Source organism: Streptococcus gallinaceus, assembly GCF_024170225.1.
GTDB classification, from domain to species: domain Bacteria; phylum Bacillota; class Bacilli; order Lactobacillales; family Streptococcaceae; genus Streptococcus; species Streptococcus gallinaceus.
Genome location: NZ_JALJXU010000009.1, coordinates 55,475 through 70,286, shown reverse-complemented (window position 1 = coordinate 70,286; position 14,812 = coordinate 55,475). Strand labels below are relative to the sequence as shown.

Genomic DNA, 14,812 nt, shown 5'->3' with positions numbered 1-14,812 from the left:
CGGTAGTCGCTTAGCAATTGGGAGTTTAGCTCAGCTGGGAGAGCATCTGCCTTACAAGCAGAGGGTCAGCGGTTCGATCCCGTTAACTCCCATAAATAGAAGGTCCCGTAGTGTAGCGGTTATCACGTCGCCCTGTCACGGCGAAGATCGCGGGTTCGATTCCCGTCGGGACCGTAGACTCGTTAGCTCAGTTGGTAGAGCAATTGACTTTTAATCAATGGGTCGCTGGTTCGAGCCCAGCACGGGTCATATATGCGGGTTTGGCGGAATTGGCAGACGCACCAGATTTAGGATCTGGCGCTTTCGGGCGTGGGGGTTCAAGTCCCTTAACCCGCATAGTAAGAAAATAGGCCGGCTTAGCTCAGTTGGTAGAGCATCTGATTTGTAATCAGAGGGTCGCGTGTTCAAGTCATGTAGCCGGCATAGAATGCGAACGTAGTTCAGTGGTAGAACACCACCTTGCCAAGGTGGGGGTCGCGGGTTCGAATCCCGTCGTTCGCTTGAGTCGCCGGGGTGGCGGAACTGGCAGACGCACAGGACTTAAAATCCTGCGATGGCAACATCGTACCGGTTCGATTCCGGTCCTCGGCATAGAACCACAATAGTATAATGAGCACCCTTAGCTCAACTGGATAGAGTACCTGACTACGAATCAGGCGGTTAGAGGTTCGACTCCTCTAGGGTGCATAACTCGCTTAGTGTTTACATTAAGGGAGATTTATTTTTAATCATATCGGGAAGTAGCTCAGCTTGGTAGAGTACTTGGTTTGGGACCAAGGGGTCGCAGGTTCGAATCCTGTCTTCCCGATTTGTAAGGACTCATTGTCAACTGTAGTGGGTGACTACTAATTAACATCTAGAGAGAATCACATTGTTTCTCTCTTTTTTGATGTTTAAAGCGATGATGATTTTAGTTTTAAAGTTCTTAAAATTTCTGAAACCAAAAGCTTTTCGTTTAATATCTTTAATTAACTTATTAGTTGCTTCTAATTTGGCATTTGAATATGGCAATTCCAATGCGTTTTTGATGTAGACTTTATAACGGATGAAGGTTTTTAAATACCCTGTCAAAGTAAGTATTCGCTAGGGATTTGTTCTCTTCAATTAAATCAAAGAAATGAACCGTATTCTTCTCTTGAAAGTGAAAAAGTAACAGTTGATATAAATTGTAGTAAAAGCGGAGTTCATCTGAAAATTGTAAAGCCTTCTCAACGAATTCTTTAGGTGCCCTAGTTTCCCTAAGAGTCCGCGAGTAGAAAGTTTTATCGGATAGTTTACGACTATCCTTATGCAATATTCTCCAGTGATTGTTCATGATTCGGTAAGGAAGTGATTGCTTGTCAAATTGCTTCATAATAGCGATACGAGTTGCCATCATGGCCCGGTTGAGATGTTGAATGATATGAAAACGATCCAGAACAATCTTTGCATTAGGGAATAGTTGTTTGAGAATTGGGATATAGGAACCGGACATATCAACAGTCACAACTTTAACCCTTTCACATATCTTTCTAGAATACTTGTAGAAATAGTTTTTGATGGTAGTTTGTCTGTTGTTTTCAAGGATAGTCACTATGTTTTTTGTTTGATAATCTTGAGCGATAAAGGCTAATTTCCCTTTGTTTCTAGAAAATTCATCAATGGATAAGATTTTAGGTAGTTTATCAAATGACTCTTTGAAGGTAAACTGTGCTAACTTTCTTTGAACAGTTGAAACAGAAACGTGAGTAAGCTCGGCGATATCGGTATTAGTTAATTTATCAGTATGAGCCTCAGTGATTTTCTTCCAAACAGTCTCAGAAATTTGATGGTTTTTCTGTACAAGAGAGGTTTCGGCTACAGTGATTCTCTTACAAACTTTACATTGGAAACGACGTTTTTTAAGTTTAACAAGTGTTGGTAAACTTCGCATGTCTAGAATAGGAATAGTAGATACTCTTTGAAAGTCATACTTAATTCTCTTCCCCTTACAGTTAGGGCAGGGACTAGGCTTATAACCTAGTGTTGCATTGACACAAATGTGAGTCTTATATTCTATTATTGATTCAATGGCTATATTTTTATCTTTAATTCCAAGCAGTTCTGTGTTATTATGAATATGTTCCATATGACTCTTTCTAATGATAGTTTGTTCGTTTTTCATTATAAGTCATGTGGGAGTTTTTGTATATTCAAAAAAGCTCCATAATCTCAATAGTGGATTTGCCCACTACAGAAATTATAGAGCCTTTGTAAGACAACCTAGGGTTGTCTTTTTGTTTTGTTAAAATTAGGAATTTGGTATACTATTCTTATGAAAAATTTAAGTGATTCCTTGAGTGTTTTACCTGGAGTTGGGCCTAAATCAGCTGAAAAATTTTTGAAAATTGGTCTTGAGACTGTTGAAGATGTATTGATCTATTATCCTTTTCGATATGAGGATTTTCAGGAAAAGTCTATTTTTGACTTGTCTGATGGGGAAAAGGTTTTGTTAACTGGTGAGGTCGTTACTCCGGCTAACGTGCAATATTATGGATATAAGAGAAATCGTTTGCGATTTTCAATAAAAAAAGATGAAGTAGTCGTCTCCGTTTCTTTTTTTAATCAGCCATATTTAGCAGAGAAGGTTGAAATAGGGACAAGCATCGCTATTTGGGGCAAATGGGATAAGGCTAAAGCGACCTTAACGGGAATGAAAATTCTTTCTCAGTCAGTGGATGATTTGCAACCAGTTTATCATGTGGCTCAGGGTGTGACGCAAAAGAGCGTCGAAAAGTTAGTAAAGTCAGCCTTTGACTTGGGATATTTGGAATTGTTGACGGAGAATTTACCAGTCGCGATTTTAGAAAAGTATCGGTTGATGCCAAGAAAAGAAGCTGTTTATGCTATGCATTTTCCTAAGGATTTATCTGACTATAAACAGGCTTTGCGTCGTGTTAAATTTGAAGAATTGTTCTATTTTCAGATGAATCTTCAAGATGTTAAGTCGAGGAATCGCTTGGCTAGGGATGGTGCTATAATCCAGTATGATGATAAGTTGGTTGAGAACGAGATACAGAGACTTCCTTTTAAATTGACAGAAGCACAGCAATTGGCTTTGTCTGAAATTTTATCAGATATGAATTCGAGTGCGCATATGAATCGTCTTCTGCAAGGAGATGTGGGATCCGGCAAGACGGTTGTAGCGGGACTAGCTATGTTTGCATCTTATACGGCTGGTTTTCAGTCAGCGCTTATGGTTCCTACGGAAATATTGGCGGAGCAGCATTGTGAATCGCTGCGGGAATTGTTCCCAGATTTGTCCATTGTTTTATTGACTGGTGGAATGAAGGCGGCTCCTCGAAAGGCTGCGTTGGCTGCTATTGCTTCGGGGGAAGTAGATTTGATTGTGGGGACTCATGCGCTGATTCAAGATGGGGTGGAATTTCATAATTTGGGGCTGGTTATAACAGATGAACAGCATCGATTTGGTGTCAATCAGAGGAGAGAATTGCGTGAAAAAGGAGAGAATCCAGATGTCTTGATGATGACTGCGACGCCTATCCCTAGGACATTGGCCATTACAGCTTTTGGGGAGATGGATGTGTCGGTCATCAATCAACTTCCTGCGGGGCGCAAGCCGATTGTGACGCGTTGGGTTAAGCATGAGCAGATGTCAACTGTTTTAGAGTGGCTGAATAAGGAGGTTGCACATGGTGCTCAGGTATATGTTATTTCTCCGTTAATTGAGGAATCAGAAAGTTTGGATCTTAAAAATGCGATAGCTTTAGAAGAAGAGTTGGCGACTTATTTTACTGGGCGGGCACAGGTTTCACTTTTGCATGGTAAGATGAAGGCAGACGAAAAAGAAGCGGTTATGCAGGATTTCAAGGAGAAACGAACGGATATCTTGGTTTCCACAACGGTGATTGAAGTTGGGGTCAATGTCCCTAATGCGACGGTGATGATGATTATGGATGCGGATCGATTTGGCTTGAGTCAGCTGCACCAGTTACGCGGTCGTGTCGGTCGGGGCCACAAGCAGTCCTATGCAATTTTGGTAGCTAATCCCAAGACAGAGTCTGGTAAGCAACGTATGAAAATTATGACGGAGACGACAGATGGTTTTGTCTTGGCCGAGGAAGATTTGAAAATGCGAGGTTCTGGAGAGATCTTTGGAACCAAGCAATCTGGTATTCCAGAATTTAAGGTGGCAAATTTAGTAGATGATTTTGCGATTTTGGAAGAGGCTAGAAGGACCGCAGCAGCGATTACATCAGAAAAAAACTGGCGCCACAATCCTGACTGGGCTTTTCTAGTAGAAAACTTGAAGGAAAAAGAAGAATTAGATTAAGTTTTGTTTTAGAAAAAATTTCGTTTTCTTTAAGTTTGAGATTGTAGAATGGTTTCAATCAAAGAAAGGAAGTTTAATTATGAAGATTTCAATCCAATATAGTACACAATTCTCTACTGTAATCGTGAAGGAAAATCAGTATCCTACAAAAATAGAAGAAAACCAGTCCTCAAATGAGACTGGTTCTTTTTTATCCTTGGATATAATCGGCGAGTTCTTGGCCTGCTAGACCCTCATTCAAGGCAATCAAGAGTTTGATTCGGGCTTTAGTAGCATTTAATTCTTTGACAAAAAGGACGCCCTTTTCTTGAAGTTGCACTCCTCCGCCCTGGTAAGCATAGACAGGTTCAGCAATGCCGTTGAAGCAACGGGAGACGAGCACGAGAGGAATACCAGCTTCTAGAAAACGGTCAAGTGATGGCAAAATGGTTAAGGGAAGATTTCCCGCACCTAAGGCTTCAATGACTAGTCCTGAGATGGCTTCGAGGTTTAGGCTGTCGAGTAGGAGTGGTTCCATGTCTGTGTAAGCCTTGATAATTGGGACAGTTCCTTGGACTGTTTGCAAATCAAAACGAACTCTTGGGTCGGTTGTTTTGAAGTAGAGAATTTCTCTTTTGGTTACTAGTCCAAGTGGCCCATGAGTTGGAGTTTGGAAGGTTGAGACATTGGTGGTATGGGTTTTTGTGACATACTTTGCTGCGTGAATTTCATCGTTCATAACGACTAAGACACCTTTGTCTGCAGATTGAGAATCTGATGCGACCCGTAGGGCGCTGAGATAATTGTAAACGCCATCGCTTCCCAATTCATTTGAAGAACGCATGGCTCCAGTGAGAACAATGGGTTTTTGAGGGATAGCCATGGTGTCTAAAAAGTAGGCAGTTTCTTCCAGTGTATCTGTACCATGTGTAATCACAAATCCATCAAAATTTTCCTGCTCGGTCTTGATTTTTTTGTAGAGTTGTAGGATATGCTGGAGAGTCATATGCGGGCTGGGAATATTGAAAAAGTCAAGTGAGGTTACTTCAATATGAGGCAAGGGGCTATTGATTTGCGTCATTGGGTTGATGTGGCTGGAGGTTACTGCACCGGATGCGTCGGCTTGCATGGAGATGGTACCGCCAGTGTGAAGTACGAGTATTTTTTTCATAATTTTTTCAGTTTCTTTCAAAATATGCTATACTAATTGTATCATAAATGGGGAAAGATGGTGGTTTGTTTGGCGATAAAAGCGGTATTTTTTGATATTGATGGTACCTTGCTGACAGACCATCGTGTGGTTCATCAGACGACGATTGCAGCAATTAATCAATTGAAAAAACAAGGGATTTTGGTCGGTCTAGCGACCGGACGAGATCCGCGATTTGTCTTGAAATATATGGCTTCTTTGAGTATTGATTTTGTGGTAGCTTATAACGGGCAATATATTTTTTCTCGTGATGGGGTGATTTTTGCTAAGGAGTTGCAGCGTGTAGATATGGAAAATCTGATTGCTTACGCTCAGCGGCACAAGCAGGATGTTACTTTGGGAACTGCAACGGGATTTGTAGGAAGTAGCATCATGAACATGGGAATGGGAGACCTGTCTTATCGGATTACCCGTTTGATTCCGTCTTGGTTGACACGCATGGTCAATCTTATCTTAAATCGTTGGATTCGCAAATTGGCGCCTCAAAAATCAGAGAATTTAATGGGGTTATTGCAGCAGCCGATTTATCAAATGGTTGTTTTGGCGACGGAATTTGAAACCAAGAAAATGCAAAAGGCATTTCCGAACTTAGAATTTACACGGTCTAGTCACTATGCTGCAGATATTATTAGCAAATATTCCTCTAAGTTGGCTGGGATTGCGCGTTTGGGAGAAATCTACGACTTTTCTTTATCGGAAGTGATGGCTTTTGGAGATGCCAACAACGATATTGATATGCTACGTGGGGTTGGTTTTTCGGTTGCCATGGGAAATGCATCGCGAAAGGTCAAGCTGGCAGCAACTTATGTAACAGAAAGTAACAACCGTGATGGGATTTTTCAAGCTTTAGCAGCGGCAGGCTTGGTCAGTGAGGATGAACATGTTTCAGAGTAAGGATGAGAAATTTAATCAAGTCAAGGCTTTTCATGCAGTCATGGACGGTCAGACGCAAGAGGTGGCGCATGCTTTTGATGCACAAACTGCAGCACATCGAGCGGATTTTAAATTGGAAGAACTGGTGGAGTTTTTACGTGCTAGTGTAGACAGCGAGGAGGCATTTGATGAGGCTGTAGCTAATCTGCACTTGGCCTTGGATAAGGCTGTTGAGAAGGTCAAAGGAAAGATTGCCCCGCAGCATTCCTTGGTTGGGCAGGTTGACGCCTTGATAGATATTCTCTATTTTACTTATGGTTCCTTTGCCTTGATGGGAGTGGATCCACAGCCGATTTTTGAGATTGTACATGCGGCTAATATGGGGAAAATCTTTCCAGATGGACAGGCGCATTTTGACCCAGTTACCCATAAAATTTTGAAACCAGCTGATTGGGAAGAAAAATTTGCTCCTGAGCCAGCTATTTTGAAGGAATTAGAAAAGCAACTTTCGAGATGAAAAAAGAACCTAGGACAAGAGTCCTAGGTTCTTTTTTTTGTAATTTTAGCAATTTGACGCAGGGGTTGACTGAATGTTCTTATTCCTTGTTGTGCAAGCAATTAGTCAACCGTGCGGTGGTGGGATTAGAAGGTTTGGGAGACCTTTTAATCTGAAGTCGACAAAATCGATTTCTATGAAATCACGATTGTTGTCCCACTCTCTTTCTTATAAACTTTTATCGCCATCGCGTACAATGAGGATATCAATTGGTGCGTGACGCATGATGTATTCGGATGAGGAACCGATGAGGATGCGTTCGAAGGCGTTGAGTCCTGTTGCCCCAAGTAGCATGAGGTCGGCACCTGTTTGTTGAGGAATGTCTTCGGCTAGTAGCACTTTTGGGTTACCAAATTCGATGATGATAGAGACATCTTCGACCCCAGCTTCAGTAGCAGTTGCTTGGTATTCAGCTAACAATTCCTTGGCTTCGGCTTCTAATGTTTCATAGACAGAGGCATCAAAGGCGGCTACATTATGAAGAGCGCGTGTATCAATAACATGAGCGATAACGAGACGAGCTTGATTGCGCTTTGCGACATGGATGGCTTTGTGGAGGGCAAGTTCTGCACCAACAGATCCATCAACGGCAACTAAAATAGTGTGATAAGATTGGGTCATAAGTCTTCACTCCTTTCACTTATATCTATATTGTAAGCCTTTTCAGCAAAAAAGTAAACTCTTTCTTGTTATTTTCTGGTAATTAGGCTAAAATAATAGCAATAGAAAGTCGAGGTAATCTCCATGAGAGAAATTAATAAGTCAATGAAATTGGAAGATGTGGCCTACGATATTCGTGGACCAGTTTTGGATGAAGCCAATCGGATGCGAGCCAATGGCGAGAAAATTTTGCGTTTGAATACTGGCAATCCAGCTGAATTCGGTTTTACTGCGCCAGATGAAGTCATCCGTGATTTGATTACCAATGCGCGACATAGTGAAGGGTATTCGGATTCCAAAGGGATTTTTTCTGCTAGAAAAGCCATTATGCAGTATTGTCAACTCAAGGAATTTCCTGATGTAGATGTGGATGATATTTATCTTGGAAATGGTGTTTCAGAGCTAATTTCGATGTCTATGCAAGCCTTGCTTGATAACGGCGATGAAGTCTTGGTGCCTATGCCAGATTATCCCTTGTGGACGGCTTGTATTAGCCTTGGTGGTGGACATGCGGTGCACTATCTCTGTGATGAAGAGGCTAACTGGTATCCAGATATTGATGATATTAAGTCGAAAATTACACCGAATACCAAGGCGATTGTCATTATCAATCCCAATAATCCAACAGGAGCCTTGTATCCAAAGGAAATCTTAGAAGAAATTGTGGAGATTGCCCGTCAAAATGACTTGATTATCTTTGCGGATGAAATCTATGACCGCTTGGTAATGGATGGTGGAGAGCACATTGCCATTGCTAGTTTGGCACCGGATGTCTTCTGTGTGTCTATGAATGGTCTGTCAAAATCACACCGTGTTGCTGGTTTCCGTGTTGGTTGGATGGTCTTGTCTGGTCCTAAAAAACATGTCCAGGGCTATATCGAAGGACTGAATATGTTGTCTAACATGCGACTTTGCTCAAATGTTTTGTCACAGCATATTGTACAAACGTCTTTAGGTGGTGTTCAGTCTATTGATAAATTATTACTACCAGGTGGTCGTATCTACGAGCAACGGAATTTCATTTATGAAGCGATCAATAACATTCCAGGTTTGTCAGCTGTTAAACCGCAAGCTGGATTGTATATTTTCCCAAAAATCGATCGCAATATGTATACCATAGATGATGATGAGCAATTTGTCTTGAATTTCCTAAAACAGGAAAAAATCATGTTGGTGCACGGTCGTGGATTTAACTGGAAAGACCCAGATCACTTCCGAGTTGTCTATCTGCCACGTGTAGAAGAATTGTCAGAAGTGCAAGAAAAGATGACGCGTTTCTTGCAACAATATCGTCGCTAAAGCAACTCTCCTTTAGGAGAGTTTTTTTAATTGTCTGCATAAATAAAACAATACTTAATTTTCTGATAATTGTTGAAATTCAATTTGTTTTTTGTTATACTGGAAACAATTATAGTATAATGAGGAAATTATGGTTACATTACTTGAAAAAACACGCAACATTACCTCTATTTTGAAACGCTCAGAGGAAAAATTAGCAGAGGAATTACCTTACAATGCGATTGCGAGCCAGTTGGCAGATATCATTGACTGTAATTCCTGTATCGTGAATTCAGCTGGTTTGGTGTTGGGGTATAGTTTGAAATATGAGTTCAACAATGATCGAACAGAGTCTTATTTCCAGAACAAGCATTTTCCAGATGAGTTTGTCAATGCAGCAGCAGCTGTGTATGACACAGAAGCAAATTTGCCGATTGAGAGCGACTTGACAGCCTTTCCGATTGAGGCACGTGAAGTCTATCCAAACAGTGTGACAACACTTGCTCCTATTCATGTGACAGGAATCCGTTTTGGTTCATTGTTGATTTGGCGCAATGATGGTCAATTTAGCGAAGATGACTTGATTTTGGTGGAAATTGCAGCAACTGTGGTTGGTATCCAATTGTTGAACTTCCAACGGGAAGAAGATGAGAAAAATATTCGTCGTCGTGCAGCTGTTAACATGGCGGTTAATACACTTTCTTATTCTGAAATGAAGGCTGTTTCAGCGATTTTGGGCGAGTTGAATGGCAATGAAGGTCAGTTGACAGCTTCAGTGATTGCAGACCGAATCGGGATTACACGTTCCGTGATTGTCAATGCACTTCGTAAACTTGAAAGTGCAGGGATTATTGAAAGCCGTTCATTGGGGATGAAGGGGACTTATCTTAAGGTCTTGATTCCAGCTATTTTTGATGAGATTAAGAAACGAGATTATTAGAAAAGCATGACAAAAGCACTGATTTCAATTGATTATACTCTTGATTTTGTGGCAGATGATGGGAAGCTGACGGCTGGTTTGCCAGCCCAAGCTATTTCTCAGACTATTGCTCAGGTGACACAGGAAGCTTTTGAGCGAGGGAACTACATCTTTTTTGCCATTGATGGTCATGATGAGGGGGATATTTTTCATCCGGAAACCAAGCTATTTCCACCGCACAACTTGATGGGGACCAGTGGTCGCCAGTTGTACGGGGGCTTGGCAGATTTTTATGCGCAACATGGTCAGGATGAGAAAGTGTTTTGGCTGGACAAACGTCATTATTCTGCTTTTTCAGGAACGGATTTGGATATTCGTTTACGAGAGCGGGGTGTCCGTACAGTTATTTTGACAGGAGTGCTGACAGATATTTGTGTGTTGCATACCGCAATTGATGCCTACAATCTAGGTTATCAGATTGAGGTGGTTGCATCGGCGACGGCGAGTCTGACTGAAGAAAATCATCTCTGGGCTCTAGCCCATTTTCAACATGTCCTAGGAGCTAAGATTATCGAATAGAGAGAACCGAGTCTGTACTCGGCTTTTTACATTTTTTCATCGGATAGTTCTGTCTTCAACTAGCTGATTTTATGGTATAATAATAGAGATTGTATGAAAGGAAGGAGGCTTCTGTGAAAGGAATTGTTAGGTGGCTGAGAAACCTGATTTTTGTACTTTTACTGCTCGTTGGCTCTTACATAGCCTATGTATTTCTAGATTACCATAGAATTCCTGATCATCAAGCCTTGCAAATTGTGCAAAAAGGGAAGGATAGTGAATTAGAGGCGGAGAAAGATTACTCTATCATGACCTACAATGTTGGGTTTGGAGCTTATTTGCCTGATTTTTCTTTTTTTATGGATGGTGGCAAATCTTCCTGGGCTAAAAGTGAGACTAGTGTGCAGCAGACTTTGGATGCGATTGGGGAAATGGTGTCCAAGGAAAATCCTGATTTTTCACTTTTTCAGGAAGTTGATTTAGCTGGTACGCGGTCCTACAATGTCAATCAATACGGTCTTTTGCAAGAACACTTGAAAAAGCAAAGTTCAACTTTTGCAGTAAATTATGATTCCAGTTTTCTCTTTTATCCCCTAGGGCAACCTCATGGTAAAAATCGGTCTGGTTTGGCGACTTTTGCCAAGACAGGTATCAAGTCTGCTCAAAGACGGAGTTTGCCCATTAGCAATGGATTTAGTAAGTTTTTTGACTTGGATCGTGCCTATAGTGTCCAGCGGTTTGCGGTGGAAAATGACAAGGAATTGGTCCTCATCAATGTCCATCTGTCTGCCTATAGTCAGGATAAAAATGTACGAAACGGTCAGATGAAAATGCTGACGGATGAGATGGAATCAGCTTATGCCAAGGGAGATTATATCATCGTAGGTGGTGACTTGAACCATGATTTGGAGGCGGCAGAGGGAGAAAATCCTGGTGGGCGTTCTTGGACAGCTGCCTTTCCTAGAAAGGCCTTGGGAGAACATTTTTCTCTAGCAATGGATGGGCTGACGGACGCGCAGCGCTTGTCACTGGGGCATTCGGTACGTGATGCCAATGAAGCCTATCAAGTCGGCCGGACATTTACAGTAACAGTGGATGGCTTTATCATCTCAGACAATGTGGCGGTAACGGATTACCATTTGTTAAAAACAGGTTATGCCTACTCGGATCATGATCCTGTTGAGATGCGTTTTTATTTGAAAAAAGATTAACCTAGTCAGTAGGATTGAAAGGAATATAAAATGAAAATTTCTGAAGAAGAAGTTCGTCATGTAGCGAATTTATCAAAATTAGCATTTTCAGATCAGGAAACGACTGAATTTGCAACGACCCTATCGAAAATTGTCGACATGGTTGAATTGTTGAATGAAGTGGATACGACTGGAGTTCCTGTGACTTCAACCATGGCAGATCGCAAGACAGTTGTGCGTGCAGATGTGGCGGAAGCAGGAACAAATCGTGAAGAGCTCTTTAAAAATGTGCCTGAAAAAGAAAATAACTTTATCAAGGTACCGGCCATTTTGGAAGATGGAGGAGATGCCTAATGTCTTTAAATCATAAAACTATCTCAGAACTGCACGAACTTTTGGTTTCTAAAGAAATTTCTGCGGTTGAGTTAACCCAAGAAACACTTTCAGATATTAAAAAACGTGAGGAAGCTATTGGTTCTTTCGTTACTATTGCAGAAGAAGCTGCCTTAGCGCAAGCTGCGGCTTTGGACGAAAAAGGAATCGATGCCGACAATGTCATGGCAGGAATTCCGCTTGCGGTCAAAGATAATATCTCGACGAAAGGAATTTTGACAACAGCAGCCTCAAAAATGCTCTACAACTACGAGCCAATCTTTGATGCAACAGCCGTTGCCAATGCCTATACAAAGGACATGATTGTCATCGGAAAGACCAACATGGACGAGTTTGCCATGGGTAGTTCTGGTGAAACTTCTTACTTTGGTGCTACGAAAAATGCTTGGGATCAAACCAAGGTTCCTGGTGGGTCATCCAGTGGTTCAGCTGCAGCTGTTGCGTCTGGTCAAGTTCGTTTGTCACTGGGTTCAGATACGGGCGGTTCTATCCGTCAACCAGCAGCCTTTAATGGTATCGTTGGTCTCAAACCAACTTACGGCACAGTTTCTCGTTTTGGCTTGATTGCTTTTGGTTCGTCTCTTGACCAGATTGGTCCATTTGCTCCAACGGTTGAAGAAAATGCGCAACTGCTCAATGTGATTGCTGGAAAAGATGCCAAGGATGCGACTTCGGCTCCTCTTGAAATTGCGGATTACACGTCAAAAATTGGTCAAGATATCAAAGAAATGAAAATCGCTCTTCCCAAAGAATATTTGGGAGAGGGTATTGATCCAAAAATCAAGGAAAATATCCTAGCAGCGGCCAAGCATTTTGAAAAACTAGGAGCTGTGGTTGAAGAAGTTAGCCTGCCACATAGCAAGTATGGCGTTGCGGTTTACTACATCATCGCCTCATCTGAAGCCTCCTCTAACTTGCAACGCTTTGACGGTATCCGCTATGGTTTCCGTGCTGAGGATGCGACGAATCTAGAAGAAATCTACGTTAATACGCGTAGCCAAGGTTTTGGTGAAGAGGTCAAACGCCGTATCATGCTTGGAACCTTCAGCTTGTCATCTGGTTACTACGATGCTTACTTCAAGAAAGCTGGTCAGGTGCGTACCCTCATTATTCAAGATTTTGAGAAGATCTTCGCGGACTATGACTTGATTTTGGGACCAACAGCACCGACAGTTGCCTTTGATTTAGATAGCCTGACTCACGATCCTGTTGCCATGTACTTGGCGGATCTCTTGACCATTCCAGTCAATTTGGCGGGTCTTCCCGGTATTTCCTTGCCATCAGGATTTGTGGATGGCTTGCCAGTTGGCTTGCAGTTGATTGGTCCAAAATACTCAGAAGAGATCATTTATCAAGCAGCGGCAGCATTTGAAGCCACAACAGATTACCATAAGCAACAACCGATTATTTTTGGAGGTGCCAACTAATGAACTTTGAAACCATTATTGGACTTGAAGTCCACGTTGAATTAAACACCAATTCGAAAATTTTCTCACCAACGCCAGCTCATTTCAGTGATGACCCAAATAGCAACACAAACGTTGTTGACTGGTCATTCCCGGGTGTTTTGCCTGTGATGAACAAGGGTGTTATTGATGCAGGAATTAAGGCTGCGCTTGCTCTGAATATGGATATTCACAAGCACATGCACTTTGACCGCAAAAACTATTTCTACCCAGATAATCCCAAAGCTTACCAAATTTCTCAATTTGATGAGCCGATTGGTTACGATGGCTGGATTGACATCACGCTTGAAGATGGTTCGACTAAAAAAATCCGCATTGAGCGTGCCCATTTGGAAGAAGATGCGGGTAAAAATACTCACAGTACAGACGGTTATTCCTATGTTGACCTCAACCGTCAAGGTGTGCCATTGATTGAAATTGTATCTGAAGCAGATATGCGTAGTCCAGAAGAGGCCTATGCCTACCTGACGGCTCTTAAAGAAATCATCCAGTACACAGGCATCTCTGATGTGAAGATGGAAGAGGGATCTATGCGTGTGGATGCGAATATTTCTCTTCGTCCTTATGGTCAAGAAGCCTTTGGTACCAAGACAGAGTTGAAAAATCTCAACTCATTTAGCAATGTCCGCAAAGGTCTCGAGTTTGAAGTGGAGCGCCAAGCGAAAATCCTTCGTAGTGGTGGACAAATTCAACAAGAAACGCGTCGTTACGATGAAGCCAATAAGGGAACTATCCTCATGCGTGTCAAAGAAGGGGCAGCTGACTACCGTTACTTCCCAGAGCCTGACCTACCGCTTTATGTGATTGACGATGTTTGGATTGAGGACATGCGTCAGGAATTACCAGAATTTCCAAAAGCACGTCGTGTGCGCTATGTGGCAGACCTCGGTCTGTCAGCCTATGATGCAGGTCAATTGACAGCGACCAAGAACTTGTCAGACTTTTTTGAAAAAGCAGTGGCACTTGGTGGCGATGCCAAACTCGTATCTAACTGGCTCCAAGGTGAGGTTGCTCAGTATCTCAATGCGGAGTCAACTAGTCTTGAAAACATCGCCCTAACACCAGAAAACTTGGTGGAAATGATTGCCATTATCCAAGACGGTACCATCTCTTCTAAGATTGCCAAGAAAGTCTTCGTTCACTTGGCGAAAAACGGTGGTTCTGCGCGTGAGTACGTGGAAAAAGCAGGACTTGTTCAAGTCTCTGACCCAGCGGTCCTTATCCCAATTATCCACCAAGTCTTTGCAGACAATGAGGCAGCTGTTGCCGACTTCAAGTCAGGTAAACGCAACGCCGACAAGGCCTTTACAGGCTTCCTCATGAAAGCCACAAAAGGACAAGCCAACCCTCAAGTCGCACAACAATTGTTGGCACAAGAATTGGCTAAACTATTGGATTAAACAAACAATGATAAAAAG

The 14,812-nt window shown here is 42.1% G+C and carries 11 protein-coding genes, 9 tRNA genes and 1 pseudogene; 18 read left to right on the top strand and 3 right to left on the bottom strand.

The annotated features are described in order from the left end of the window. The first annotated feature begins 19 nt into the window (after window positions 1-19). From J2T50_RS09720 to J2T50_RS09680, 9 genes are all read left to right on the top strand, one after another. Window positions 20-92 (top strand) — tRNA-Val (locus J2T50_RS09720). Between the two features lie 9 nt (window positions 93-101). Further along, window positions 102-174 (top strand) — tRNA-Asp (locus J2T50_RS09715). A 2-nt stretch (window positions 175-176) separates the two neighbouring features. Further along, window positions 177-249, top strand: a tRNA-Lys gene (locus tag J2T50_RS09710). A 5-nt stretch (window positions 250-254) separates the two neighbouring features. Then, a tRNA-Leu gene (locus J2T50_RS09705) sits at window positions 255-336 on the top strand. A gap of 14 nt (window positions 337-350) precedes the next feature. After that, window positions 351-423, top strand: a tRNA-Thr gene (locus tag J2T50_RS09700). A 6-nt stretch (window positions 424-429) separates the two neighbouring features. Continuing rightward, a tRNA-Gly gene (locus J2T50_RS09695) sits at window positions 430-501 on the top strand. Window positions 502-507: 6 nt separating this feature from the next. Next, a tRNA-Leu gene (locus tag J2T50_RS09690) sits at window positions 508-591 on the top strand. A 22-nt stretch (window positions 592-613) separates the two neighbouring features. Further along, window positions 614-687: transfer RNA gene (locus tag J2T50_RS09685), tRNA-Arg, on the top strand. A gap of 47 nt (window positions 688-734) precedes the next feature. Beyond that, window positions 735-808, top strand: a tRNA-Pro gene (locus tag J2T50_RS09680). 41 nt (window positions 809-849) lie between these two features. Here the strand turns inward: J2T50_RS09680 and J2T50_RS09675 are convergent. After that, a protein-coding gene (locus tag J2T50_RS09675) for an ISL3 family transposase (RefSeq protein ID WP_253366142.1) occupies window positions 850-2,107 on the bottom strand; the annotation gives its coding sequence in 2 pieces (ribosomal slippage) (window positions 850-1,056 and window positions 1,058-2,107; 1,257 coding nt in all). A gap of 186 nt (window positions 2,108-2,293) precedes the next feature. On the opposite strand from J2T50_RS09675, the gene recG reads away from it, so the two are divergent. Next, entirely contained in the window at window positions 2,294-4,312 is a 2,019-nt protein-coding gene (gene recG / locus J2T50_RS09670) for an ATP-dependent DNA helicase RecG (RefSeq protein WP_253366134.1), read from the top strand. A gap of 190 nt (window positions 4,313-4,502) precedes the next feature. Here recG and J2T50_RS09665 read toward each other — a convergent pair whose 3' ends face one another. Then, entirely contained in the window at window positions 4,503-5,465 is a 963-nt protein-coding gene (locus J2T50_RS09665) for an asparaginase (RefSeq protein WP_253366140.1), read from the bottom strand. Between the two features lie 66 nt (window positions 5,466-5,531). Here J2T50_RS09665 and J2T50_RS09660 point away from each other — a divergent pair. Continuing rightward, a pseudogene (locus tag J2T50_RS09660) lies at window positions 5,532-6,891 on the top strand (Cof-type HAD-IIB family hydrolase). A 207-nt stretch (window positions 6,892-7,098) separates the two neighbouring features. Here J2T50_RS09660 and J2T50_RS09655 read toward each other — a convergent pair. Further along, window positions 7,099-7,551 carry a universal stress protein gene (locus tag J2T50_RS09655; RefSeq protein ID WP_253366132.1) on the bottom strand — a complete coding sequence of 151 codons (453 nt, stop codon included), beginning with the start codon at window positions 7,549-7,551 and terminating at the stop codon, window positions 7,099-7,101. A gap of 123 nt (window positions 7,552-7,674) precedes the next feature. Between J2T50_RS09655 and J2T50_RS09650 the strand changes: the two genes are divergently transcribed. From J2T50_RS09650 to gatB, 7 genes are all read left to right on the top strand, one after another. Continuing rightward, entirely contained in the window at window positions 7,675-8,889 is a 1,215-nt protein-coding gene (locus tag J2T50_RS09650) for a pyridoxal phosphate-dependent aminotransferase (protein WP_253366130.1), read from the top strand. Window positions 8,890-9,019: 130 nt separating this feature from the next. Continuing rightward, the gene (codY, locus tag J2T50_RS09645; protein WP_253366128.1) at window positions 9,020-9,808 is read left to right on the top strand and encodes a GTP-sensing pleiotropic transcriptional regulator CodY; all 789 of its coding nucleotides are present in this window, start codon (window positions 9,020-9,022) and stop codon (window positions 9,806-9,808) included. A gap of 6 nt (window positions 9,809-9,814) precedes the next feature. After that, window positions 9,815-10,366 carry a cysteine hydrolase family protein gene (locus tag J2T50_RS09640; RefSeq protein ID WP_253366126.1) on the top strand — a complete coding sequence of 184 codons (552 nt, stop codon included), beginning with the start codon at window positions 9,815-9,817 and terminating at the stop codon, window positions 10,364-10,366. Between the two features lie 113 nt (window positions 10,367-10,479). Next, on the top strand, window positions 10,480-11,556 hold the full coding sequence (locus tag J2T50_RS09635; RefSeq protein ID WP_253366124.1) for an endonuclease/exonuclease/phosphatase family protein: 1,077 nt from the start codon (window positions 10,480-10,482) through the stop codon (window positions 11,554-11,556). A gap of 30 nt (window positions 11,557-11,586) precedes the next feature. Next, window positions 11,587-11,889, top strand: a complete 303-nt coding sequence (gene gatC / locus J2T50_RS09630) for an Asp-tRNA(Asn)/Glu-tRNA(Gln) amidotransferase subunit GatC (RefSeq protein ID WP_253366122.1) — start codon at window positions 11,587-11,589, stop codon at window positions 11,887-11,889. Next, window positions 11,889-13,355, top strand: coding sequence for an Asp-tRNA(Asn)/Glu-tRNA(Gln) amidotransferase subunit GatA (gene gatA, locus J2T50_RS09625; RefSeq protein WP_253366120.1), 1,467 nt, complete (start codon window positions 11,889-11,891; stop codon window positions 13,353-13,355). The genes gatC and gatA overlap by 1 nt, the downstream gene beginning before the upstream one ends. Next, entirely contained in the window at window positions 13,355-14,794 is a 1,440-nt protein-coding gene (gatB, locus tag J2T50_RS09620; protein ID WP_253366118.1) for an Asp-tRNA(Asn)/Glu-tRNA(Gln) amidotransferase subunit GatB, read from the top strand. The genes gatA and gatB overlap by 1 nt, the downstream gene beginning before the upstream one ends. Window positions 14,795-14,812 lie beyond the last annotated feature (18 nt).

Bases quoted from the DNA above. Each gene is read 5' to 3' on its own strand.
- J2T50_RS09640 (WP_253366126.1), top strand. From the start codon at position 9,815: ATGACAAAAGCACTGATTTCAATTGATTATACTCTTGATTTTGTGGCA.
- gatC (WP_253366122.1), top strand. From the start codon at position 11,587: ATGAAAATTTCTGAAGAAGAAGTTCGTCATGTAGCGAATTTATCAAAA.
- gatA (WP_253366120.1), top strand. From the start codon at position 11,889: ATGTCTTTAAATCATAAAACTATCTCAGAACTGCACGAACTTTTGGTT.
- codY (WP_253366128.1), top strand. From the start codon at position 9,020: ATGGTTACATTACTTGAAAAAACACGCAACATTACCTCTATTTTGAAA.
- gatB (WP_253366118.1), top strand. From the start codon at position 13,355: ATGAACTTTGAAACCATTATTGGACTTGAAGTCCACGTTGAATTAAAC.
- recG (WP_253366134.1), top strand. From the start codon at position 2,294: ATGAAAAATTTAAGTGATTCCTTGAGTGTTTTACCTGGAGTTGGGCCT.
- J2T50_RS09650 (WP_253366130.1), top strand. From the start codon at position 7,675: ATGAGAGAAATTAATAAGTCAATGAAATTGGAAGATGTGGCCTACGAT.
- J2T50_RS09655 (WP_253366132.1), bottom strand. From the start codon at position 7,551: ATGACCCAATCTTATCACACTATTTTAGTTGCCGTTGATGGATCTGTT.